This window comes from Mesorhizobium sp. RSR380A (genome assembly GCF_054719385.1).
This window is the reverse complement of the sequence record NZ_JBTTIB010000001.1, coordinates 1,610,222-1,633,091: the sequence shown is the minus strand read 5'-3', so window position 1 is coordinate 1,633,091 and position 22,870 is coordinate 1,610,222. Positions and strand designations below refer to the sequence as shown.

At 63.3% G+C, this 22,870-nt stretch carries 19 protein-coding genes; 15 read left to right on the top strand and 4 right to left on the bottom strand.

Annotated elements, in window-relative coordinates:
* The first annotated feature begins 20 nt into the window (after nt 1-20).
* Genes ACYG9Z_RS07845 through ACYG9Z_RS07825 form a run of 5 tightly spaced genes read left to right on the top strand, consistent with a single transcriptional unit; the run spans nt 21 to nt 3,961 of the window.
* Nucleotides 21-953: a FliM/FliN family flagellar motor switch protein gene (locus tag ACYG9Z_RS07845; protein ID WP_023683478.1), complete on the top strand. Its 933-nt coding sequence runs from the start codon at nt 21-23 to the stop codon at nt 951-953.
* Nucleotides 954-986: 33 nt separating this feature from the next.
* Complete coding sequence (gene fliN, locus ACYG9Z_RS07840; protein ID WP_023683477.1) at nt 987-1,376, top strand: flagellar motor switch protein FliN; 390 nt, start codon at nt 987-989, stop codon at nt 1,374-1,376.
* A 38-nt stretch (nt 1,377-1,414) separates the two neighbouring features.
* Nucleotides 1,415-2,431 carry a flagellar motor switch protein FliG gene (locus ACYG9Z_RS07835; RefSeq protein WP_023683476.1) on the top strand — a complete coding sequence of 339 codons (1,017 nt, stop codon included), beginning with the start codon at nt 1,415-1,417 and terminating at the stop codon, nt 2,429-2,431.
* A 13-nt stretch (nt 2,432-2,444) separates the two neighbouring features.
* Nucleotides 2,445-3,527, top strand: a complete 1,083-nt coding sequence (flhB, locus tag ACYG9Z_RS07830) for a flagellar biosynthesis protein FlhB (RefSeq protein ID WP_023683475.1) — start codon at nt 2,445-2,447, stop codon at nt 3,525-3,527.
* Nucleotides 3,524-3,961 (top strand): hypothetical protein, encoded by a 438-nt coding sequence (locus tag ACYG9Z_RS07825; protein WP_023671756.1) that lies wholly within the window; start codon nt 3,524-3,526, stop codon nt 3,959-3,961. Before flhB ends, ACYG9Z_RS07825 begins: the two co-directional genes overlap by 4 nt.
* A 31-nt stretch (nt 3,962-3,992) precedes the next feature.
* Here the strand turns inward: ACYG9Z_RS07825 and ACYG9Z_RS07820 are convergent, their stop codons facing one another.
* Both ACYG9Z_RS07820 and ACYG9Z_RS07815 read right to left on the bottom strand, forming a co-directional pair.
* Entirely contained in the window at nt 3,993-4,763 is a 771-nt protein-coding gene (locus tag ACYG9Z_RS07820) for a helix-turn-helix transcriptional regulator (RefSeq protein ID WP_023683474.1), read from the bottom strand.
* Nucleotides 4,760-5,470, bottom strand: a complete 711-nt coding sequence (locus tag ACYG9Z_RS07815; RefSeq protein WP_023671758.1) for a helix-turn-helix transcriptional regulator — start codon at nt 5,468-5,470, stop codon at nt 4,760-4,762. The genes ACYG9Z_RS07820 and ACYG9Z_RS07815 overlap by 4 nt, the downstream gene beginning before the upstream one ends.
* 507 nt (nt 5,471-5,977) lie before the next feature.
* Between ACYG9Z_RS07815 and ACYG9Z_RS07810 the strand changes: the two genes are divergently transcribed.
* On the top strand, nt 5,978-8,884 hold the full coding sequence (locus ACYG9Z_RS07810) for a M16 family metallopeptidase (RefSeq protein WP_460223152.1): 2,907 nt from the start codon (nt 5,978-5,980) through the stop codon (nt 8,882-8,884).
* Nucleotides 8,885-8,948: 64 nt separating this feature from the next.
* Nucleotides 8,949-10,142, top strand: a complete 1,194-nt coding sequence (locus ACYG9Z_RS07805) for a TMEM43 family protein (RefSeq protein WP_023751303.1) — start codon at nt 8,949-8,951, stop codon at nt 10,140-10,142.
* Between the two features lie 87 nt (nt 10,143-10,229).
* Here ACYG9Z_RS07805 and ACYG9Z_RS07800 read toward each other — a convergent pair whose 3' ends face one another.
* Both ACYG9Z_RS07800 and ACYG9Z_RS07795 read right to left on the bottom strand, forming a co-directional pair.
* A complete protein-coding gene (locus tag ACYG9Z_RS07800; RefSeq protein WP_023751302.1) occupies nt 10,230-11,261 on the bottom strand; it encodes a histone deacetylase family protein in 1,032 nt (343 codons plus the stop codon).
* A 24-nt stretch (nt 11,262-11,285) separates the two neighbouring features.
* A complete protein-coding gene (locus ACYG9Z_RS07795; RefSeq protein WP_023686329.1) occupies nt 11,286-11,939 on the bottom strand; it encodes a TetR/AcrR family transcriptional regulator in 654 nt (217 codons plus the stop codon).
* Nucleotides 11,940-12,216: 277 nt separating this feature from the next.
* Here ACYG9Z_RS07795 and ACYG9Z_RS07790 point away from each other — a divergent pair, with 277 nt between their 5' ends.
* The 8 genes from ACYG9Z_RS07790 to ACYG9Z_RS07755 all read left to right on the top strand — a co-directional run bounded on the left by ACYG9Z_RS07790 (nt 12,217) and on the right by ACYG9Z_RS07755 (nt 22,837).
* Nucleotides 12,217-13,896, top strand: coding sequence for an amidohydrolase (locus ACYG9Z_RS07790; protein ID WP_023751301.1), 1,680 nt, complete (start codon nt 12,217-12,219; stop codon nt 13,894-13,896).
* A gap of 156 nt (nt 13,897-14,052) precedes the next feature.
* On the top strand, nt 14,053-15,153 hold the full coding sequence (locus ACYG9Z_RS07785) for an ABC transporter ATP-binding protein (protein ID WP_023699750.1): 1,101 nt from the start codon (nt 14,053-14,055) through the stop codon (nt 15,151-15,153).
* A gap of 2 nt (nt 15,154-15,155) precedes the next feature.
* Nucleotides 15,156-16,076, top strand: a complete 921-nt coding sequence (locus tag ACYG9Z_RS07780; protein ID WP_023691712.1) for an ABC transporter permease — start codon at nt 15,156-15,158, stop codon at nt 16,074-16,076.
* The gene (locus tag ACYG9Z_RS07775) at nt 16,069-16,869 is read left to right on the top strand and encodes an ABC transporter permease (RefSeq protein WP_023671766.1); all 801 of its coding nucleotides are present in this window, start codon (nt 16,069-16,071) and stop codon (nt 16,867-16,869) included. The genes ACYG9Z_RS07780 and ACYG9Z_RS07775 overlap by 8 nt, the downstream gene beginning before the upstream one ends.
* A gap of 23 nt (nt 16,870-16,892) precedes the next feature.
* Complete coding sequence (locus ACYG9Z_RS07770; protein WP_023683465.1) at nt 16,893-17,927, top strand: ABC transporter substrate-binding protein; 1,035 nt, start codon at nt 16,893-16,895, stop codon at nt 17,925-17,927.
* A gap of 62 nt (nt 17,928-17,989) precedes the next feature.
* Complete coding sequence (locus ACYG9Z_RS07765; protein WP_023686324.1) at nt 17,990-19,186, top strand: serine hydrolase domain-containing protein; 1,197 nt, start codon at nt 17,990-17,992, stop codon at nt 19,184-19,186.
* A 33-nt stretch (nt 19,187-19,219) separates the two neighbouring features.
* Nucleotides 19,220-20,401 (top strand): serine hydrolase domain-containing protein, encoded by a 1,182-nt coding sequence (locus ACYG9Z_RS07760; RefSeq protein WP_023686323.1) that lies wholly within the window; start codon nt 19,220-19,222, stop codon nt 20,399-20,401.
* A 114-nt stretch (nt 20,402-20,515) separates the two neighbouring features.
* Nucleotides 20,516-22,837 (top strand): Tex family protein, encoded by a 2,322-nt coding sequence (locus ACYG9Z_RS07755; RefSeq protein WP_023751300.1) that lies wholly within the window; start codon nt 20,516-20,518, stop codon nt 22,835-22,837.
* The last annotated feature ends 33 nt before the right edge of the window (nt 22,838-22,870 follow it).

Sequence of the window (22,870 nt, the reverse complement as noted above, 5' to 3'; positions counted from 1 at the left end):
AGACAGGACCGCACGCCGTCATGACAAGTCCTGGCAGCCCCTCGCAAGCCCGCTCGCTGATCATTGAGCGTCTGGTCGGTGACAGCGGTGAGGCCGCTCATGTCATCGGCACCGGGCGCTCGATGGGCGAGCGCGCCCTGCCGCTGCTGCAGAAGAGCCTGGCCGGCGAACTCGGCGCACCGGTCACCGTCGACCTGCGCGCGGTCGAGATCAGCCGTGTTCCCGATGCCCGCACGAATGCCGGCGATGCCTTTGCCATGGCCATCATAGCATCGCCGACGTCTTCGGATGCGATGACGCTGGTGGCTGATGCGCCGGCCATCGCCGTGATGGTGTGCGCGCTGTTCGGCGGCGATCCGGATCAGCCGGTTTCGCCGATCGAGCGCGCTCTGTCGCAGATCGAGACCGATGTCGCGACCACGGTCTTCCAGGAAGTTGCGCAGGCGTTGAACGGATCGGGCCGGCGCTCGCTCGAGCTGCGGCTGCCGGTGCCGCGGGCGCTTTCGGGCAGCGAAGCCAAGCGTCGCGTGCTGCGCGATGGCGCGGCGGTGCGCATCGTCTTCGGCATCTCGACGCCGACCGACAGCGGAACGGTCACGGTGATGATCCCGCAGCGCATTCTGCTTGCCACACGCGGTATCGCCGATGTCCACGACAGCGAAGGCACGACCTCCGACTGGCGGGCACGTTTTTCCGAAGAAGTGATGCGCTCGACGGTGACGCTCGAAGCGACCATGCCGCTGGCCCGCCTGACGCTCGGCGATCTCGCCGGTTTCGAGCCAGGCCAGGTCATCGAGTTCGAGGAAACCGCGCAGTCGCAGGCCAAGCTGAGCGCGCGCGACAAGACGCTGTTTGTCTGCGAGTTCGGTAAACTCGGGCAGAACTACACCGTCCGGATCAGGCATCCTTACGATGCCGGTCAGGATTTTATCGATGGGCTCATGCCGGGCTGACGCCGGGCAAGCCCAAGCATTTGGAGACGACTGATGGCCAAGACCAAGGTGGAAGCCAATATCGACCAGCCGGACGAACAGCTCGACCGCGCCATCGAGGAATTGCGCGGCGTCCTCCAGGAGGAGGAAAAGCGCCCCGACGCCGCCTTGCGGGCTGCCACGTCCGGCGCCAATTCCAACATCATCATGAGCATCCCGGTCGATGTGCAGATCATCCTCGGCAGTACGGAAATGCCGGTGTCGGACCTGATGGCGCTGCAGAAGGGCTCGACGGTGGCGCTCAACCGGCGCATCGGCGAACCGGTCGATGTCGTGGTCAACGGCCGCAAGATCGCGCGCGGCGAGATCACCGTGCTGGAAAGCGATCCGTCGCGCTTTGGCATCAGGCTGACCGAAATTATCGCGGCGACCAAGGGCGCTTGAGCAATGAATGACATGCGGTCTCAGCAGGAGCGGATGCCATGACGACGCCGGTGACGCTCACGCGCCCGCAAAAGGCCGCCGCCATCCTGGTGGCGATGGGCAAACCTTCGGCCAGCCGGCTGCTGAAATTCTTCAAGCAAGAAGAACTGAAGGCACTGATCGAAGGGGCGCGGCTGCTGCGCACCATTCCGCAAAGCGACCTCGAACGCATCGTTGCCGAATTCGAGGCCGAGTTCACCGAAGGTGCGGGCCTGCTCGATTCCGCCGACCGGATGGACACGATCCTCAATGAATCGCTGTCGCCCGAAGAGATGAGCGCCATCATGGGCGACAAGCGCTTCGAGGTTGCGCCGGAAGGGCCACCGCCGATCTGGCCGGAGCTGGAAAAGCTCGAACCGACGCGTCTGGGCACATTCCTTGCCGCCGAGCATCCCCAGACCGCGGCCATGGTGCTGTCGAAGCTTGCGCCGCAAGCCGCCGCCAACATTTTGCTGACCATGGAAAAGCCGATGCGCAGCGAGATCATCAAGCGCATGGTGACGATGGCGACCATTCCGGACGCGGCCACCAGGATCATCGAGAACCAGCTGCGCGCCAGCGTGCTGGCGCAGACCGCGACCAAGGATATCTCGGCGGGACAGGCGCGCGTCGCCAGTATGCTCAACGAGATGGACAAGCCTCAGTTGGAAGAGGTCATGCAGGATCTGGAAGAGGCCGGCACGCCGGACCTCGGCGGTGTTCGCTCCAGGTTGTTTGCCTTCGACGATCTGCCGCTTTTGACGCAGAAGGCGAGGGTACTCCTTTTCGACGGGCTGTCGACCGAACTGATCACGCTGGCGCTGCGCGGTGCGGCGCCCGCATTGACGGAATCGGTGCTGTCGGCGATCGGCGCACGGTCGCGGCGCATGATCGAGTCCGAGCTCGGCCAGGGCTCGGAAGGCATTCAGCTTGCCGACATCATGACGGCGCGCAAGAACATCGCGGTGGCGACAATCCGGCTTTCGCGCGAGGGGGCTTTCGAACTGCCCTCATCGCAGCAGAGCGAAGCGGCTTAACGCCGAGCGCTGAATGGCTGAAGCGGCGGACAAAGACTCCAAAACCGAAGACGCGACCGAAAAGAAGATCCGCGACACCGTCGAACAGGGCAAGCTGCCCCATTCGCGAGAGGCCGCACTTCTGGCGTCCTTCATCGCCATACTGGTGTTCACCGTCTTCTACGCCAAGGACGCGGTCGTTGATCTCGGCATGTTCCTGTCGATGTTCCTGGAAAAGCCCGAGGCGTGGCCGATGGACACCGAGACCGACGTCATCGCGCTCTACAAGACCGTGATGATGGAAATAGGCAACGCCGTCGTCAGCCTGCTGGTGCTGCTGGTGGTGGCCGGCATCGGCGCCTCGGTGCTGCAGAACATGCCGCAAGTCGTCGGCGAGCGGATCCGGCCGCAACTGTCGCGCATCTCGATAGCCAAAGGCTGGACCAGGATGTTCGGCATTCAGGGCTGGGTCGAGTTCCTGAAATCGCTGGGCAAGCTCGGCTTCGCCAGCATCGTGCTCTACTTCACGCTATCGCAGGACTACCGCCAGCTCCTGGCCGGCATGATCACCAACCCCGTCGCTTTCGGCCTCGTCATCAAAAGCATCACCGTCGACATATTGGTGGCGATCGTCTTCGTCATGGGGCTGATCGCGGCGGTCGACGTCGTCTGGTCGCGCTTCCACTGGAAGCAGGATCTGCGGATGACCAAGCAGGAGGTCAAGGACGAGTTCAAGCAGTCCGAGGGCGACCCGATCATCAAGTCGCGGCTGCGCTCGCTGGCGCGCGACCGGGCGCGCAAGCGGATGATGACGGCGGTGCCGCGCGCGACGCTGATCATCGCCAATCCGACGCACTTTTCCATCGCGCTCAGATATGTCCGCGACGAGGATTCAGCACCCATGGTGCTGGCCAAGGGCCAGGACCTTGTGGCGCTCAAGATTCGCGAGATTGCCAAGGAGCACAACATCCCGATCTTCGAGGACGTGGCGCTCGCCCGCTCCATGTACAAGCAAGTTTCGGTTGATAGCGTGATCCCGTCGCAATTCTACCAGGCCGTCGCCGAACTGGTGCGGATCGTCTACTCCAAAAAGGCTGAGCGGAGACAAATTTCATGAACCGCCAACCGCACGCAAAATCCCGCGAACTCATCGTCGCCAAGGCCATCGAGCAGGTGGTCGACGAGTTGCGGCTGATCGACGTCGCCGACTACATCGCCTTCATCCGGCTCGAGCATTTCGCTTGCCTGTCGGATCTGGTGGATTCGGCTGTGGAGCTTTTTTTCCTCCCAGGCACGCTCAGGCTCGGCCATGGCGGAGAGGCACATGTCGACTGGAGCGGCAGCCCGCGCATCGTGCTCGATCTCGAGCTTCGGCCGCCGGGCGTCACCGTCTATTTCCAGCTGACGCTGAGCGAGGAGAGATCTTCGGTCGCGGTCAACTATGTGTCGTTCGAAAAGCCCGGGGAAGACCCCGAGCACAACACCGCTTTGCTGGAGACGGTGATCGAAGAGGCGCGAATCCGCAGGACCGAGCCGCTCGCCTATCGCTGATCTTTTGTCTTACTCCAACTGCCAGACGCGATCACTCGATCAGCCCCAGCCGCAGCGCCTTGGCCACCGCCTGGTTGCGGTTGACCGCGTTGAGCTTCTGCGTCGACTGGGTGAGATACTGGTTGGCGGTGTGGACCGACAGCTTCAACAGCCTGGCGATCTCTTCGCTGGTGTTGCCGTTGGCGGTCAGCTTCAGGCACTCCAGTTCACGCTTGGAGATCGACCGCATCCGGCCGGCATCGTTCGGACGAATGCGGGCGACGGCGGCGAACAGCGAAAAACAGCGGGCGTGGATTTCGTAGAGCGTGTCCTCCGGCAAAGCGATCGTCGAGCCGAGGAACACCACCAGCCCGCAATGGCCGCGATCGGCATGGACGGGAAAGCCAATGCCGTTGGTGCCCGGCGCCAGCGGCTCCGTCCGCTCCGCCCAGGCGAGGTTCTTGAAGACGGCGTCCGAGCCGGCGATGCCGTCATCGGCCCACCAGCGCGGCGCTGTCGAGGCGCCGCTGTGGCGCACCATCTCCTCGCCATTGGCGCCGGCGATGAACTTGGTTGTCACCGCAGTGGCTGGATAGTCGGAATCGAAGCTCGGCACCAGGCGCGCCCGTTCCGGCGAGGGGCTGACGAAATAGAGGCCAAACGCCGACGCGTTGATGTCGACGGCGATCCAGCGGCAGCGGCGCACCGCGTCCGGGATGGTAACGGCATGGTGCGTCTCGGAACCGATGGAGAAGGCGCCGAACGGATTGCGCTGCTCGTTGAAAAGGGCTTCGGCCGCCGCCTTGATGTCAGCGTGTTTCAAATGATGCCGCTCCTGATCGCCGTGGCGATGGCCATCGCGCGGTTCGAGGCCGCGAATTTCTGGATGGCGTGGGTGATGTAGCTGTTGACGGTGTTGGACGAGACCCCGAGGATCACCGCGACCTCATCGGTGGTCTTGCCTTCAGACACCCAGAACAGGCATTCGCGCTCACGGTCGGACAGCGGGTCCTGCATGGCGGCGGCGGCGATCAATTGCGGGATAGCGGACAGCGCGTAGCAGCACTTCAACTGAGCCTTCATCAGCGCCGGCTGGTCGATACTGCCGGCCTCGGCCGCCGAGAAAAGCGCAAACAGCCGCTGGCGACCGACATTGAGCCGCAGTGAATAGACTTCGGCATGGCCAAGCACGTCGAGCAGGCGCGCCTCTTCGCCGGTGAGCAGTCCGCCGGCGTCGGGCGCCGCGGCGGCGACCAGTGGCCTCGGGCGGATGCCAGGTGCAACGGTCAGCGGTCCCTGGGCAAGGCCGGCGATCAGCCGCTTGCCGATCAGTTCAATGGCGTCGAAGATCCAGTTGGATGAGACGATGCGGGCGTCGTTGCGATCCTGGTCGTGGACGATGGCGACGAGCATGTAGCTGTCGGCGCCGATCTCGGCGGCAAGCTGCATGAAAAAGGAGGTGAGATCGCCGCGCGATTCAAGGCGCGAGCCTAACGTATCGGATTGGAGAAGCGCGGCGGAACTGCTCATTGGATGCTTTGGTTGTATGTCATGGCCGGAGTCTTTTCTTGAGCCCGGACGCTGGGGTTGGCAGCGGCCGAACTTGAAGACGCATCACGTTTACGAAGCACTCACACGGCGCGGCGGTCGCGCTGATCGCCGAATCCATTCAGGGAACGCGAAGCCGTCCGCGTCTGGTGCCGGTCATTGGCCGGAACTTGAGACTTTGGGTGGTCGCCGCGCCCCCCAAGGACCGGCTGATTCGGGTCTAATCTACCCGCAGATGAATCCGACATCAAACGCGATTTGACAAAATCAATATTATTGGACTCAAGCGACTCAGGGGCGGCTTTCGCGGCCTTTTCCGCCGCAAAAGGCCTGAAACGCCGACACGAAAAAGCCAGAGGGTGTTGCGATACTGCCGTATCGAGGGCCGATCGATTCCGATAGGGTCTCGGCAGCCGGGAGGGGTGGGCATCCCTTCGGTCATACGGCGGATTTGGCGGCGCTTGCTCGCGGCCATCAGCATCGGGGGTCATGATGAAGCAGGTTTTCCTGGCGTTCACGGTGGTGCTTGCGGTTCTTGCCGGCATGGCAGCGCCCGCCAAGGCTGAGCCGACCGTTACCTATGCGCTCGACAACGGGCTGCAGGTGGTGCTGGTGCCCGACCATCGCGTGCCGAAGGTGGTGATGAACCTGCGCTACCGCGTCGGGTCGATGAATGAACCCGCGGGACGCTCGGGCTTTGCGCATCTGTTCGAACATCTGATGTTTTCCGGCACGCCGGCCTGGCCGAACGTGTTCGGCGCGCACGCCGCGCTCGGCAACGAGATCAATGCCTGGACCACCGAGGACGGCACGGTTTATTACGTCGACGGGCTGTCGTCGTCACTGCCGATGATCTTGTCGCTGGAGGCAGACCGCATGGCCAATCTCGGCCGCTCGGTGACTCAGGCCAAGCTCGATCTGCAGCGCTCGGTGGTCAAGAACGAGATGCGCCAGAACGTGCTCGACAAGGCCGGCGCATCCGGCTGGGAAGCTTTCTGGTCCGGCCTGTTCCCGAAGCCGCATCCCTATAGCCGCATGGTCATCGGCTCGGTCGCCGATCTCGATGCGGCGACGCTCGACGATGTCAGGGGTTTCTTCAACAGCTACTATCTGCCCAACAATGCGGTGCTGGTGCTGGTCGGCGACTTGGAGATCGACGACACCAAGGCGCTGATTGCCGACACGTTCGGCCGCGTGGCGCGCGGCGCCGATGTGGCGCGGCCCGCCGTGCCGGAACCGACGCAGGCCCGGCTCAAGCTGGTGCTCGAGGATCGTGTGCCAAGCCCCATCGTCGTGGTCGGCTTCAGTGGCCCGGTGGCGCAGTCGCCCGACAATGGTGCGCTCAGCATTGCCGCCGAACTGCTCGGCAACGGCGAATATGGGTTTTTGCGCAACCGGCTGGTTTCGCAGTTGGGCATTGCCACCTATGCCAGCGCGAGCTGGACCGGCGGTCTGCTCGGTGGCCGCTTTACCTTCGAGGCGGGTGCCGCCGAAGGTGTGGTGCCGGAAGCGCTGGAAAGCGCGATGAAAACGGCGTTTGCGGATTTCCTGAAGACCCCGCTCGATCCGGTCGATGTCGAGCGTGCGCGCACCGGCATCTTGCAGGCAGCGCGGCTCGGCAGCGAAGCACTGAAGGATCGCGCCGGCGTCGTCTCCTACAATGCCGACGTGCTCGGCGATGCGCAGAGCGCGCTGGTCGACGACCCGCGGGTGAAGGACGCCAGCGTGGCGGGCGTCGAGGCAACGATGAAGCGGCTGTTGAAACCGGAAGACGCCAGCATACTGGTGCTGAAGCCCGGCCCGCGCGGCGGCTATCCCGATGCACTGATCGGGTCGTCCGGCACACCGCAGCCGTTCACCGCGCCGGAGCGAGCGGCGATCGACATTCCGAAGCATGCGGCCGGGCAAGCGCCTTCGGCAACACTGCCCGCCATGGAAACGGCGACGCTCTCGAATGGCATCAAACTCGTCCACTACACAATGCCGGAAGCGCCGATGGTGTATGTCGCGGCCAGTGCCGCCGGCGGCTGGAACAGCGTGCCGGAAGGCAAGGAGGGATTGCTGGAGCTTGCAGCAAGCATGGCGACACGCGGGGCCGCCGATCGCGGCTCGGCTGATTTCGCCAAGGCGGCCAGCGACATCGGCGCCGGCGTCGGCCACCAGGCCGGAACGCTGACCACGATGATGACGCTTGGCGTGCCGCCGGAAAAGCTCGACCAGGGTATTGGCCTGCTCGCCGACGCGGTGCTGAAGCCTCGTTTCGACAAGACCGAATGGACGGTGCTGATGGCGCAGACAGTCGACTGGCTAAACGGCCGCGAGGCGGATCTGCCCGGCGTTGCCGGCCGCATGGCAAAGGCGACGCTGATCCCGCAGGTGCCGGGCAAGGCAGCGGTGGACTGGTCGGCAAAGGCGCTGGCCTCGATCTCGCTCGACGAGGCGAGGGACGCATTCAAGGCGGAGTTCACGCCGAAGGCGGTGACCTTCTACAGCGTCGGCCCGATGCCGGTTGCGACCGTCGCCGCCAGCCTTGAAAAAGCATTCGGCGCGTGGACAAGCGACACCGCCGGCTATGCCGTCGAGCCGTCGCCGGCGGCGCATTTCAACGGGGGACAGAAAGTGCTGCTGGTGCCCGAACCCGGCGCCAGCCAGTCGGCGCTGTTCGTGGCGCGGCCGGCGCCCGGCACCGACGAGAGCGAGCGCGCTGAATCGACCGCGGTCTCCAACCTGCTTGGCGCCGATTTCTCCAGCCGGCTGAATTCGGTGATCCGCGAGGAGAAGGGCTACTCCTATGGCGTGTCGAGCTATCTGATGAGCCCGATGAAGGCCGGCTCGGGATTGGTCGTGGCAACCACCGTCGAGCGCGCCAACACCGGGCCGGCGATTACCGAAATCCTGAAAGGATTTGCCGGCCTGACCACCCTGCCGGTGGCGCAGGACGAAGTCGACCGCACGGTGACTGTCTATCGCCGGGCGCTGGCTGGATCGGCCGAGACGTCGGCTGGTCTGTTCTCCTCGCTGATTGGCGCGGTCGGCAGCGGATCGACGCTGGAGGACCAGCAAACCCGCATGGCGGCGCGCACAAAGCTGACGCTCGATGCGGTTCAGAAACAGGCGCTGGCCCTGGCGTCGCTCGATCCGTCGCTGATCGTGGTGGCGGGCGACCCCGATGTGGTGATGCCGCAGCTTGCCGCGATCGGCCTCAAGGACGTCGAGATCGTCAAGCGTGACGAGGCTGGTGAAGAGACGGCGATGCGGGCGCTCGATCTTCTCGGGGGCAATCGCCAGGCGCCGCTGTCTGCCTCGCCGTGGCGGGTTGGCGATGGCGGCACGACGCGCGCGGTGCACGCCTGCGCCGGCGAAAGGGATTGCGGCGCGCAGATCCACGCCGATTGACGGGCTAAACGCGCAGCCGCCGGCCGCGTTGTAATTTTGGGATAACTTTGTTTCGGGGGAAACGATGAGCGATTCATTTCGGGAAGTCACATCCGTCTCGTGGTTCGGGCGGATCAAGCGCGCGGTCGGCGGGGTCATCTTCGGCCTTATCCTGATCGTGCTGATGGTGATCGGGCTGTTCTGGAACGAAGGCCGCGCCGTGCAGACGGCGCGCTCGCTGGCCGAAGGTTCTGGAGCGGTGGTTTCGGTCGGCGCCGACAGCGTCGATACCGCCAATGACGGCAAGCTGGTTCATGTCAGCGGACTGGTGACGGCGGACAGCGGCCTGGCGGATCCGGATTTCGGCATTGCGGCGCAAGGGCTGCGGCTGTCGCGCAGCGTCGAGATGTATCAGTGGAAGGAAGAGTCCAAGTCGGAGACGACGAAGAAGCTCGGCGGTGGCGAAGAGACGGTGACCACCTACAGCTATTCCAAGGTGTGGGACGACAGCCAGATCGACTCCTCCGATTTCAAGAAGCCGGACGGCCACCAGACTCCGCCGATGGAAATCCACGGCCGGACCTTCCAGATTCCTGAGGGCAAGCTTGTCGCCTTCGATCTCGATACGCCGGTGCTGGACCGCATCGAGGGTGACAAGGACTATTCCCTGTCAGCCGACCAGTCGGCGGCGATAAAGGCTGCCTATACCGGAACGAAACCGCTCAGCATCGTCGATGGCAAGATTTTTCTCGGCAATGACAACACGACGCCCGCTTTGGGCGACTATCGCATCGGCTACGAACTGGCGCCGCTGGGCGTGATCAGCATCATCGCGCGCCAGGCCGGCAGCCGCTTCGAGCCCTACCAGACGCAAGCCGGCGATGCGCTGCTGATGGTCGATACCGGCAACGTCCCGGCCGAAAAGATGTTCGCCGACGCGGTCAGCGCCAACACGCTGATCACCTGGCTGCTGCGCGGCGCCGGCTTGCTGTTGCTGACCATAGGCTTTGCGCTGTTCCTCAGCCCGATCGGGGTGATCCTCGACGTCATACCCTTCCTCGGCAGCATGGCGCGGATGGGCACCGGCATCATCGCCTTCGTTCTGGCGATCCTGGTCGGCACGGTGACGATTGCGATTGCCTGGTTCTGGTACCGGCCGTTGCTGGCGCTCGCCATCCTGGCGGCAGGCGTGATTGCGGCGGTGATTGTCTACCGCATCGGCCGGTCGCGAAGGCCAGCCGTTCCGGTGGTTGCACCCAACCCGGCTACGGCCGCCTAGATGGTCGGGGCGGCCGGAGCCGCCCCATATCTCCTTGGCGCAATTCCGGCCGGAAAACCGCCTCACACTTATCCTGGAATTGCTTTCCTACTTGTCCTCGAAGCCGGTCAGCACGCCGACGGCGTTGATGCCGATCTCCTCGACGGCATAGCCACCTTCCATCACGAACAGCGTCGGCAGGCCGAGCTTTGCGATGCGCCGGCCGATCTTCGGATAGTCCGGGCTTTTCAGCTTGAACTGGCTGATCGGATCCTTCTCGAAGGTGTCGACGCCGAGCGAGACGATGACGATATCGGGGGCGTAGGCGGCGAGCTTGACGCAGGCATCCTCCAGCGAGGCGTTCCAGGCGTCCCAATTGGTGCCGAAGGGCATGGGATAATTGACGTTGAAACCTTCGCCGGCGCCAGCGCCGCGTTCGCCGGCATGGCCGAGGAAGAACGGATACTCCACCATGGGATCGCCATGCAGGTTGAGAACCTGCACGTCGGCCCGTTCATAGAAGATCTCCTGCGTGCCATTGCCGTGGTGATAGTCGACGTCAAGGATCGAGACGCGTTTTGCGCCCTGATCGAGGAACCATTGCGCGGCGACCGCAGCATTGTTGATGTAGCAGTAGCCGCCCATGAACCCGGCACCGGCGTGATGGCCGGGCGGGCGGCAAAGCGCGAAGGCCGACCGCTCACCACCCTTGACCAAGGCCGCCGCCGTCAGCGCCACGTCATAGGACGATTTGATCGCGGTCCATGTGCCTTCGACGAAGGTGGCGCCGGCGTCGAAGGAATAGTAGCCGAGCAAGGCGTCGACGCGCTTGGGTGGCACGTCGCCGCGCAGGCCGCGCGTCGGCCAGGTGAAGGGCATCGCCGTGCCATCGAGGCCGGCGGCCTTCCACGCCGGCCAGACGGTTGGCAGGAAGTCGATATAGTCGGCCTTGTGGATGCGCTTGGCGGCTGTGAGATCGTGCTCGACCGGTCCGATGATCGGCCCCAGCTTCTCGCTCTCGACCCGCGCCTTGATGAACTCGGCCCGCGATGGCTTTTCGAAACCCGGCACGATGGCTGATGTCACCAGTTCCATCTGGCCGGCATGGCCGGCATGAAGCGGCGAATAGACAGTCTTCATGAATTTCCTCTCGAAATAGCGAAATCAGTCAAGGTTGAGATAGGGGGTGACCAGAGCGAGCCACATTCTTTCCACATCGTCCTCGATGAGGTCGTATGTCTTGCGATCCCGCTTCAACCCCACAAGCCGGCAGGCGTGCCCGACATCCATCATCAGCACGCCGAGTCGGCTGGCGATCTTGTCTTCAAGGGCCGGGTTCACATGCTGCAGCCACGCGGCGTAAAGCGCGATGATCTGCTCGTCATATTCGTCCTGGATCGGCCTGAGGTCGGCATTGCCGGATATCGCCTCGATCACCGGCATCAGGGTGGCGTTTTCGAGATATATTCTGGAGGTATCGATGAAGAGCTTGCGCACCTCCTGCCGAAACTCGTCGCGGTTGGTGGGTGGGGTGACCTCGATGCGCCTGGCGATCACCTCGGGAAACGACGACAGCCAGCGCCGGGCGAGGTCGAGGAGAATGGCTTCCTTGTTGGGAAAGTACTGGTAGACCGAACCGACCGACAGGCCCGCGCGCCGGGCAATGGCGAGCGTCGTCGGCGTCTTGGTTCCCTGCTCCCGCGTCAGGATCAGCGCAGCGTCGAGTATCCTGTCGACCACCTTGCTCGACCGTTCCTGCCGCGGCTGCTTGCGCGGTTCGAGCGCCATCCTGGTTTCGCGGCTGAGACTGCGCTTCACGGATTGATGCCTTCGTTCCCCGCCGGTTTCAACACAGGTCCCGGTCTCAACATTGGCGTGGTGTGTTGTCCACAATACATTCGAAATTCGGCACGTTGACAAACGCGAATAATTAGTCGCATTCTTTTATCCACGCTGTTTTGAGAGATCACAAGGGGAATTTCGAAACAGCGCACTGGCATCAGTTTTCGTCCGATAACGCCGCTCCAGCGGAGTGGCAGCTTGTCGGACAAGAGGGTTGTCGGTCTCAGCCAGTCGTCAAAAGCGCGGAGTCGCGATGTCTGTCACGGGTGCGGGTCAAAATGCTGATCTGATCGTCATCAATGGTCGCGTGCGGACCATGGACGATGACAATCCCGCCGCCGAGGCGATTGCCGTCAAGGACGGCGCCATCATCGCCATAGGCAACCACGCCGCCATCGAAAAACTCAAGGGAACGACCACAGAGGTGATCGACGCCAAGGGCGGTTCGGTCCTGCCCGGTTTCATCGAAGCCCACATGCATCTGTTCTCGGGAGGGGCCGAGCTCGCGCATCTTCAACTCGGCGGTATCCATGGCTTCGAGGCGCTTCAAAGCGCCATCCGCGACTACGCAACGACGCGGCCCGAGGCGAAAATGCTTGTGGGCCAGGGCGTCGACTACACCGTGCTCGGCGGCGAGCGGGTGACACGCCATCATCTCGACGCCATCCTGCCCGACCGCCCCTTCTGCATGGCGGCGCCCGACCACCATACGATGTGGGCCAACACCAAGGCGTTGGAGATGGCCGGCATCCTGAAGGGACGCACGCTCGGTCCGGGCAACGAGATCGTGATGGGTGACGACGGCCTGGCCGCGGGCGAATTGCGCGAGGGCGAGGCCTTCGGTCCGGTGCTCGACCTTGCCGGCGAAAGCCGGGTGCGGCTGGGGCTGTCGACCGGCGGCGAGCCCGACCCAATGCCGTCGGCCGCCGAGCGGGCCGCTGACCGTGACATCATGCGGCGCGGACTTGCCTGGTGCGCGCGCCACGGCATCACCTCGATCCAGAACATGGACGGCAATCTCTACCAGCTCGAACTGCTTTCCGAGATCGAGGCCGAGGAAGGCCTGCCCTGCCGCGTCAAGATCCCGTTCCACTACAAGAATTTCATGACGCTCGACATGCTCGAGAAGGCGTCCGTCATGGCCGAGCGCTACGACAGCGAGTGGCTGTCATCGGGCATGGTCAAGGTGTTCTATGACGGCGTGCTCGATTCCTGGACCGCTGTTATGGTCGAACCCTATGCGGATCGTCCCGACTGGGTCGGCGAGCCGCTGTTCACGCCGCAGCAATTTATCGATCTCGCCGTGGCTATCGACAAACGCGGGCTGCAGATCGCGGTGCACTCGATCGGTGACGGCGCGGTGCGCGCAGTGCTCGACGGTTACGAGGCGGCGCAGAAGCTCAATGGCAAGCGCGACAGCCGGCACAGGGTTGAGCACGTCGAGGTCACCACAGCAGCCGACGTGCCGCGTTTTGCCGAACTCGGCGTCATCGCCTCGATGCAGCCGTCGCATCCGCCCGGCGCCATGGATTTTCCGCTGGAGCCGACGGTGTCACGCATCGGGCGGGACCGCTGGCCGCTGAGCTATGCCTGGCGCACCCTGAAAAGCGCCGGCGCCCATGTCGTGTTCGCCTCGGACTGGCCGGTGGCGGCGATCGACCCGATCCTGAGCATTCAGGCGGCAGTGCAGCGCAAACCATGGGCAGAAGGCGATCCTGACCAGAGTTTCTCGCTGCAGGAAGCGATTGCCGCCTACACGGTCGAGGGCGCCTATGCCGAATTCGCCGAGCATCGCAAAGGCGTTCTGAAACCCGGCTACATGGCGGATCTGGTGGTTTTGTCGGCCGATATCGAGAAGACGGCGCCGGCCGATCTGCACAAGCTGCGACCGGTGACGACGGTCTGCGGTGGCAAGGTCACCTACCAGGCCTGACAATGGCATGCGGCTTGCACAGCTTGCCGCTTGCAAGACGAAATGACCGACTGAACTGTGATTCAATGCCGGACTTGCCAACCAACCGGCCGTGTGGTCACATCGAACAGGGGAAAAACTCCGCCAGCAAGAGCGGGGTCAACAGTGAGGCGTATCGTGCCGGAAAAACCGGATCGGAATGCAATTGAAGTCGTAAACGTCAGTAAAATTTTCGGATCGGGTGAGGGGCAGGTCGCTGCCCTCGATACGGTCTCGGTATCCATCCGCGAGAATGAGTTTTTTACACTGCTGGGACCATCCGGCTGCGGCAAGACCACGTTGCTGCGGCTGATTGCCGGCTTCGACTTTCCAACCGCCGGCGAAATCCTCCTCTACGGTCAGGACATCGCGCCGTTGCCGCCCTTCAAGCGGCCGGTCAACACCGTCTTCCAATCCTACGCGCTGTTCCCGCATATGACGGTTGCCGACAATATCGGCTTTGGCCTGGAAATGCTGGGCAAGCCGAAGGCCGAGATCAAGGCGCGCGTCGCCGAGATGCTGAAACTGGTGAAGATGGAGGCGCTGGCGGGTCGCCGCACCAGCCAGATCTCCGGCGGCCAGCAGCAGCGCGTGGCGCTCGCCCGGGCGCTTGCGCCGCAGCCCAAGGTGCTCCTGCTCGACGAACCGCTCTCGGCGCTCGACTACAAGCTGCGCAAGGAAATGCAGATCGAATTGAAGCGGCTGCAGCACGAGACGGGCATCACCTTCATCTTCGTCACCCACGACCAGGAGGAAGCGCTGACCATGTCGGACCGCATCGCGGTGATGTCGTCGGGCAAGATCCTGCAGGTCGGCTCGCCGCGCGACATCTACGACCGGCCGGCCGAGCGTTTCGTCGCCGACTTCATCGGCGAGTCGAACTTCCTCAAGGCGGATGTGGTTAGCGCGACTGGTGGCCGGGCGACGGTGAAGCTGCCGTCTGGTGTGGAAATCCCAGCCTCGCTGCCGGAAGGCTTCAGCCCCAGCGGCAAGGTCACCATCGTCGTGCGTCCAGAGCATGCGCAGTTGGGCACGGCCAGCCCGAGCGCTTCGCTGTCCGGTACCGTCGAAAACATCGTCTATCTCGGCACCGACACGCACTTCCATCTGCGCCTTGCCGGTGGCGAGCCGTTCATCGTGCGGCGTCAGAACAGCCGCGGCGCCGGTGACGGCTTCGTGCAGGGCGGCCAGATCGGTATCACGATCGGCAACGACGCCGCGCAAGTGCTGAAGGACTGATCATGGCGACCGCGGAACAAGTCGCCAAGGCAGCGGAGCGACGCGATGTGCGCGACCGGTGGCTGCTGTCAGCGCCAGCCTTGCTGGTGATCTTCCTCGCCGCGACCGGCCCCTTGCTGATCGTGCTGATCTACTCGTTCCTGACGCCTGGCCCCTATGGCGATGTGAAGTGGCAGTTTTCGCCCGATGCCTGGCTGTCGGTGTTCATGGAACGCGACATTTTCGACGATACGCTTTCGCTTGCGGCAGCGCATGTCACCATCTTCTGGCGCTCGATCAAGCTGGCGGTGATAACGACGATCGCCACTTTGGCATTGGGGTTTCCAACCGCCTATTTCATGGCGACGCGCAGCGAGAAAACCAGGGATCTCTGGCTGTTCCTGATCACCATTCCGTTCTGGACCAACCTTCTGATCCGCACCTTCGCCGTGCTGCAGATCATCCGCAACGAAGGCATCATCAACACCATCCTTATCAAGCTTGGTATCGTTTCAGCGCCGGTGCAGATCCTCTTCACCGACACGGCGATTCTGATCGGCATGGCCTATGTCTATCTGCCGCTGATGGTGCTGCCGATCTATGCCAGCATGGAGAAGCTTGATTTTCGCCTCGTCGAGGCGGGCTACGACCTCTACGCGACCCGATTCAAGGTATTGCGGAAGATCATTTTCCCGCTGGTCAAACCCGGCGTCATTGCCGGCTCCATCCTGGTCTTCATTCCAGCCCTTGGCGCCTATGTGACGCCGAGCGTGCTTGGCGGCGGCAAGAATATGATGCTGTCCAACCTGATCGAATTGCAGTTCGGCCAAGGCCGCAACTGGCCGCTCGGCTCGGCGCTGTCGATCACGGTGATGATCATCGTCATGGTGGCGCTGCTTGCCTATGTGCGCAATGCCGGCAAGTCGGGGGCGCGGCATGGCTAAGAACTTTTCCATCAAGCACCAGACCGGCTTCACGGTGATCGCTGCGACCTGTTTTATCGTACTCTATCTGCCGATCATCGTGCTGGTCGCCTATGCCTTCAACGCGGCGAACTCGACGTCGGAATGGGGCGGCTTTTCGATGCGCTGGTTCCAGTCGGCTTGGCAGAACGTGCAAGTTATCGACGCGACGCTACGCTCGTTCCAGATCGGCGCCGTCGCTGCGGTGCTGTCGACAATCTTTGCCACCATGGCCGCGCTTGCCACCACGCGCACCGCGTCCTATCCGGGCCTCACCTTCAAATATGCGGCGATCAACCAGCCGCTGATGGTGCCCGAGATCGTCACGGGCGTGGCGCTGCTGATCTTCTTCTCGCGCATCAAGATCTTCACCGGCTATTCCGGCATTGGCTATCTGATCGCCGCCCACACGGCGTTCTGCATCCCGTTCGCCTATCTGCCGATCCGGGCGCGGCTGGAAAACATGGACCTGACGCTGGAGCGCGCGGCCGCCGATCTGTACGCGACGCCTTGGAAGACCTTCCGCCGCATCACGCTGCCGCTTTTGTGGCCCGGCATACTGGCCGGACTGATGCTGGCCTTCGTCATCTCGCTCGATGACGTCGTCATCACCGAGTTTGTCAAATCGGGCGGCCAGGATACGCTGCCCACCTACATGCTCGGCCAGATCCGCCGCGGCATCACGCCTGAGATCAACGCGATATCGACCGCCTTCCTGCTGCTTTCGGTCGCGATCGTCACGTTGTTTTTCTTCGTCAGCAGGAAAAGAGACTGAACCGACAAATGGGAGCTAAAACCATGAACTGGAAAACAACGACAGCCGCCATGGGGTTGGCGCTGCTCGCAACGACGAGCCTGGCCAGCGCCGATGGCGAGCTGAACATCTACAATTGGGGCAACTATACCAGCCCCGACGTGATCAAAAAGTTCGAAGCCAAATACAACGTCAAGGTGACCATCACCGATTACGATTCCAACGATACGGCGCTCGCCAAGGTACGCCAGGGCGGCACCGGCTTCGACATCGCCGTTCCGTCGCAAACCTACGTGCCGATCTGGATCAAGGAGGGCCTCGTGCAGGAGACCGATCCGGGCAAGATGGAGAACTTCAAGAACGTGGCGCCGGAATGGGCCAATCCAGACTTCGACCCCGGCCGCAAATATTCCGTGCCGTGGGCGCTGGGCACCGTCGGCGTCGTCGTCAACACCGATGCCTACAAGGGACCAGCCGACAGCTGGGGCATCATCTTCAACACGCCGGACGAGCTGAAGGGCAAGACCAATGTCGTTCCCGAGATGAATGACGTTATCTTCGCGGCGATCAAATATGTCGGCGGCCAGCAGTGCACCGACGACAAGACGGTGCTGAAGAAGGTGCGCGACACGCTTGTCGCGGCCAAGCCGAACTGGATCGCGATGGAATACAACACCATCGAAAAGATGGGCGCCGGCGACTTCAAGGCGACCAGCGACTGGAACGGTTCGGCGCTGCGTCAGCGGCTGGCCAATCCGGCCATCCATTACAATTATCCGAAGGAAGGCTACGGCCTGTGGAGCGATAACGTCGTCGTTCTCAAGGAAGCCAAAAATGTCGAGAACGCCAAGCTGTTCCAGAACTTCATCATGGATCCGGAAAACGCGGCCGGCCTCTCGGCCTTCCATCGCTACGCAAACGCCATTACCGGCTCGGACAAGTACATGCCGGCCGATATGAAGGATGCCCCGGAAGTCGTCATTCCGGAGGCTGCGAAGGCACAAGGCGAATTCCAGAAGATGTGCGCGCCTGAGATCCAGGACATCTACACCAAGATCTGGACCGAACTGCAGAAATAACCGCAGTCTGACAGACCCGGCGGCATGCGCCGCCGGGTCTTTTCTTTTCCGGAATGGCTTTCATGGACTCCTATCGCAACAGCGATCCGCGGCCGTCGATCATGCAGGGCTCGCCGCCTCAAATGGTGCTGCCGAAGCTCAACTGGGACCGGCCGCCATGGAATCGCTGGGCCTTCCAACACATCCGCGAATTCCTGCCGACCATCGAGGTCTGGCGCGGTAATGGCCATCGCCATCGTCTTGAGCGCGCAGAGACCGATCTCGACGCGCTGCCGGTGGAAGACAGCAAGGGCCGTCCGACGACGCTCGTTGGCCTGCTCGACGAGACCTACACGGACGGCTTCCTGGTGCTCAAAGACGGCAAGGTCGCCTATGAGCGCTATTTCAACGGCATGGCCGAGCGCACGCTGCATCTGTCGCAGTCGATGGCGAAGTCGGTAACAGGCACCGTGTTCGGTATTCTGGTTGGGCGCGGCTTGATCGACCCGGCCAAACCGGTGACCGCCTATCTGCCGGAGCTCGGCGCGACCGGCTGGGACGGCGCCAGCGTGCAGCATGTGCTGGATATGACCACCGGCGTGCGGTTTTCCGAGGAATACACCGACCGTTACTCCGACATCGGCCAGGTTGATGTCGCCACGGGCTGGAAGCCGGTGCCGCCGGACAGCGATCCGGATTTCCAATGGCCGCCGCATCTGTTCGAGTTGATCCTGCAGCTGAAGGACAAGGTGCGGCCGCATGGCGTCGCGTTCGAGTACCGCTCGATCGAGACCGACGTGCTTGCCTTCATCATGGAGCGGGTCACCGGTAAACGGCTGGCGCAGCTGGTGTCCGAGGAGCTGTGGCAAAAGCTCGGCGCCGACGAAAGCGCTTGCTTCACGGTCGACAGCGCCGGCTATGCGCTGGCCGATGGCGGCTTCAACGCGACGCTGCGCGATTACGCCCGCTTCGGCCAGCTGATCCTCGACAAGGGCCGCGGCATCGTGCCGGCCGACTGGATCGAGGCGACGCGCAACGGCAAGCATGGGCCGGACTTCAATCCGAGCCTGCCGGAGGGCAGCTATCGCAACCAGTTCTGGATCGAGAATCCGCGCACGCGCGCTTTGATGTGCCGAGGCGTGTTCGGGCAGATGATCCATATCGACTGGGACACCGGCATGGTCGTGGTCAAGCTTTCAAGCTATCCGGATTTCAGCAATGTCGCCTATTCGGTGGCAACGCTGAAGGCGGTGCACGCCATCGCCAAGGCGCTTGGTTGACCCACAACAAACCATCCCTCTGAGGAAAGGTTCATGACCGGCAAGACTGCGTTCGAGACCCGCTACGGCTTTGCCCGCAATGAGGTGCTGCTCTCCAACTGGCGCGAAAGCCCGTTCAACCGCTGGTCGTTCCAGAACCTTGGCGAGCTGGTGCCGACCGCTCCCGTGGCGGCGACGCCGGGAAGCGTCGAAGCGCCGGTGCGGGACCTGAGCGGCCTGCTCGGCGAAAAGGTTTCGATCGCCAGCGCCCCGGAAACGGTGGCCGAATTCCTCACACGTTCGAGCAGCGACGCGCTGACGGTGATGAAGGCTGGCAAGGTCATCGGCGACTGGTTCGCGCCCAATATGGATTTCGGCGCCCGTCACATCATCTTTTCGATCAGCAAATCGGTCACCGCGATCATCGCCGGAATACTGGAAGGCGAGGGCGTGTTCGACCCGGAAGCGCCGGTGACCCAGTACATTCCGGAAGCCGCCGGTTCGGCCTATGCCGATGCAAGCTGCCGGCATGTGCTCGATATGAGCGTCAGCCTCGACTTCGAGGAGGCCTATCTCGATCCCGAAAGCGCCTTTGCCCGTTACCGTCGCGCTACGCTGTGGAATCCGGGCGGCGGCACTGAAAGCTTGCGCGAATTCATTCTGACCTTGCAGCGGCTCGAAGAACCGCACGGCAAAACCTTCCGCTACCGTTCGCCCAATTCCGATCTGCTCGGCCTGTTGCTCGAACGAGCTTCCGGCCAGCGCTTCCCGGACCTGATGCGCGAGAAACTGTGGCTACCGCTGGGTGCTGTCAGCGAGGCTTCGATCGGCGTCGACATGGAAGGTACGGCGCGCACCGCCGGCGGCATTTCGGTGACGCCGCGCGACCTGGCGCGTATCGGCGAGATGATGCGGCAGGGCGGCACGGCCAATGGCCGCGGCATCGTGCCAGAAGGCTGGGTGCGCGATACGACCGTTGCCGGCGGCAGCGCGGAGGCCTGGCAGCGCGGCACAATGGTGCATCTGTTCCCAAAGGGCCGTTACCGTAACAAATGGTACCAGACGGGGGCGGCAAACGGCGCCTTCTGCGGCATCGGCATCCACGGCCAATGGCTCTACGTCAACCCGAAGACGGAAGTGGTGATTGCAAAAATGGGGTCGCAGCCGGTGCCTGAAGATTATCCGCTCGAACGCGAGATCGTTGCCTTTTTCGAGGCGCTGAGCGGGATGGTCTGAGGACGAGCCAAAGCAAGGCGCTTTCCTGTGGACCTCTTTGACGCTTGAGAACACTGCGGTTGGCGGGACGGACATCAGCGCCTATGGTCGCCGCTCTTTGCGACAGGGACCAGCATGGCAGCAGACAGCAAACGCATCGCATCCATCATCGCGGCAGAGATCGGGGCGCGGCCGGAGCAGGCATCGGCAGCTATAGGGCTGCTCGATGAGGGCGCGACGGTGCCGTTCGTGGCGCGCTACCGCAAGGAGGTCACCGGCGGGCTCGACGACACGCAATTGCGCGACCTTGCCGAGCGGCTGGCCTATCTGCGCGAGCTCGATGCGCGGCGCGATACGATCCTTGGTTCGATTCGCGAGCAGGGCAAGCTGACCGACGAACTTGAGGCCAAAATTGTGGCTGCCGCCACCAAGGCTGAACTGGAAGACATCTACCTGCCCTACAAGCCCAAGCGCCGCACCAAGGCCGAGATCGCCCGGGAGCGCGGGCTGGGGCCATTGGCGGAGGCTATTTTGGCCAACCGGTCGTTGGTGCCCGCCGAGGCGGCGCTGGCTTATGTGACCGAGGATGTGGCCGACGCCAAGGCCGCACTGGAAGGCGCACGCGACATCCTGTCGGAACAGTTTGCGGAAAATGCCGATCTGGTCGGCAAATTGCGAACCTACATGAAGGAGCGCGCTTTCATGCGTGCCCGTGTCGTCGACGGCAAGCAGGAGGCCGGGGCGAAATTCTCCGACTATTTCGACCATGTCGAGCGTTGGGCAAATGTTCCGAGCCACCGTGCGCTGGCCATGCTGCGCGGCCGCAACGAAGAGGTGTTGTCGCTCGACATCGAGGTCGATGCCGACCATGCCTCGCCGGTGAAGCCGGTCGAGCGGATGATCGCCAATGCCTACGCCATCGGCGGCAGCCTGCCGGGCGACCGCTGGCTGATGGAAGTCGCCGGCTGGACCTGGCGGATCAAGCTTTCGCTGCACCTGACGCTCGATTTGATGCGTGACCTGCGCGAGCGGGCGGAGGAAGAGGCGATCCATGTCTTTGCACGCAACCTCAAGGATTTGCTGCTGGCAGCGCCCGCAGGATCGCGTCCGACCATGGGGCTCGATCCCGGCATCCGCACCGGCGTCAAGGTCGCGGTGGTAGATGGCACCGGCAAGGTGCTGGCGACGACGACGGTCTATCCATTTCCGCCGCGGAACGATGTGCGCGGCACACAGGCGGAGCTCGCCAAGCTCATCCGCCTGCACAAGGTCGAGCTGATCTCGATTGGCAACGGCACCGGCAGCCGCGAGACTGAAAAGCTGGTCGCCGACATGCTGTCCGACATGCCTTCAGATGGTGGGCCAAAGCCGCTCAAGGTGATCGTCAGCGAAGCCGGCGCCTCGGTCTATTCGGCCTCCGCGACAGCGGCGGCTGAGTTTCCCGGGCTCGACGTGTCGCTGCGCGGTGCGGTGTCGATCGCCAGGCGCCTGCAGGACCCGCTCGCCGAACTGGTCAAGATCGAGCCGAAATCGATCGGCGTTGGCCAGTACCAGCATGATGTCGACCAGTACCGGCTTGGCCGCTCGCTGGAGGCGGTGGTGGAGGACGCGGTGAATGCTGTCGGCGTCGATCTCAACACCGCCTCGGCGCCGCTCTTGGCCCGCGTGTCAGGCCTGGGCGCGTCGCTTGCCGATGCCATTGTCGCGCATCGCGATGCGACCGGGCCGTTCGCCAGCCGCAAGGAACTGCTCAAGGTAGCGCGGCTCGGCCCGCGCGCGTTCGAACAGTCCGCAGGCTTCCTCCGCATTGCCAATGGCAGCGAGCCGCTCGACGCCTCGTCCGTCCATCCGGAAGCCTATGGCGTGGCCAAGAAGATCGTCGCTGCCTGCGGTCGCGATGTGCGCTCGCTGATGGGAGACAGTGCCGCGCTCAAGGCGCTCGATCCGCGCGTCTTCGTTGACGAACGGTTCGGCCTGCCGACGGTGCGCGACATCATTGCGGAGCTGGAAAAGCCCGGCCGCGACCCGCGCCCCGGCTTCAAGACGGCGACCTTTGCCGACGGCGTCGACGATATCAAGGATCTGAAGCCCGGCATGCTTCTCGAAGGCACCGTCACCAATGTCGCGGCCTTCGGCGCCTTCGTCGATATCGGCGTGCACCAGGACGGGCTGGTGCATGTCTCGCAACTGGCCGATCGTTTCATCAAGGACGCGCATGAGGTGGTGAAGGCGGGCGATGTGGTGAAGGTGCGGGTCGTCGATGTCGACATCAAGCGCAAGCGCATCGCGCTGTCCATGCGCAAGGACGGCGGCGAGGGCGGGACGCCGAAGGGGCCGCGCGACAATGGCGGCGGCAAGCCAGCGCAACCTTCGCCGATGCCGCAGCGTCAGCCGGAAGGACCGGCACAGCAAGGCGCGTTTGGTGCGGCGCTGGCCGATGCCTTGAAGCGGAAGTAGCCTCGAATGGTTCCTTGCAATCGCTAGAGCGTT

What these genes read in the sequence shown, in the direction of transcription:
- ACYG9Z_RS07845 (WP_023683478.1), top strand. Translation starts at nt 21, where the DNA reads ATGACAAGTCCTGGCAGCCCCTCGCAAGCCCGCTCGCTGATCATTGAG.
- fliN (WP_023683477.1), top strand. Translation starts at nt 987, where the DNA reads ATGGCCAAGACCAAGGTGGAAGCCAATATCGACCAGCCGGACGAACAG.
- ACYG9Z_RS07835 (WP_023683476.1), top strand. Translation starts at nt 1,415, where the DNA reads ATGACGACGCCGGTGACGCTCACGCGCCCGCAAAAGGCCGCCGCCATC.
- flhB (WP_023683475.1), top strand. Translation starts at nt 2,445, where the DNA reads ATGGCTGAAGCGGCGGACAAAGACTCCAAAACCGAAGACGCGACCGAA.
- ACYG9Z_RS07825 (WP_023671756.1), top strand. Translation starts at nt 3,524, where the DNA reads ATGAACCGCCAACCGCACGCAAAATCCCGCGAACTCATCGTCGCCAAG.
- ACYG9Z_RS07815 (WP_023671758.1), bottom strand. Translation starts at nt 5,470, where the DNA reads ATGAGCAGTTCCGCCGCGCTTCTCCAATCCGATACGTTAGGCTCGCGC.
- ACYG9Z_RS07810 (WP_460223152.1), top strand. Translation starts at nt 5,978, where the DNA reads ATGATGAAGCAGGTTTTCCTGGCGTTCACGGTGGTGCTTGCGGTTCTT.
- ACYG9Z_RS07805 (WP_023751303.1), top strand. Translation starts at nt 8,949, where the DNA reads ATGAGCGATTCATTTCGGGAAGTCACATCCGTCTCGTGGTTCGGGCGG.
- ACYG9Z_RS07800 (WP_023751302.1), bottom strand. Translation starts at nt 11,261, where the DNA reads ATGAAGACTGTCTATTCGCCGCTTCATGCCGGCCATGCCGGCCAGATG.
- ACYG9Z_RS07790 (WP_023751301.1), top strand. Translation starts at nt 12,217, where the DNA reads ATGTCTGTCACGGGTGCGGGTCAAAATGCTGATCTGATCGTCATCAAT.
- ACYG9Z_RS07780 (WP_023691712.1), top strand. Translation starts at nt 15,156, where the DNA reads ATGGCGACCGCGGAACAAGTCGCCAAGGCAGCGGAGCGACGCGATGTG.
- ACYG9Z_RS07775 (WP_023671766.1), top strand. Translation starts at nt 16,069, where the DNA reads ATGGCTAAGAACTTTTCCATCAAGCACCAGACCGGCTTCACGGTGATC.
- ACYG9Z_RS07770 (WP_023683465.1), top strand. Translation starts at nt 16,893, where the DNA reads ATGAACTGGAAAACAACGACAGCCGCCATGGGGTTGGCGCTGCTCGCA.
- ACYG9Z_RS07765 (WP_023686324.1), top strand. Translation starts at nt 17,990, where the DNA reads ATGGACTCCTATCGCAACAGCGATCCGCGGCCGTCGATCATGCAGGGC.
- ACYG9Z_RS07760 (WP_023686323.1), top strand. Translation starts at nt 19,220, where the DNA reads ATGACCGGCAAGACTGCGTTCGAGACCCGCTACGGCTTTGCCCGCAAT.
- ACYG9Z_RS07755 (WP_023751300.1), top strand. Translation starts at nt 20,516, where the DNA reads ATGGCAGCAGACAGCAAACGCATCGCATCCATCATCGCGGCAGAGATC.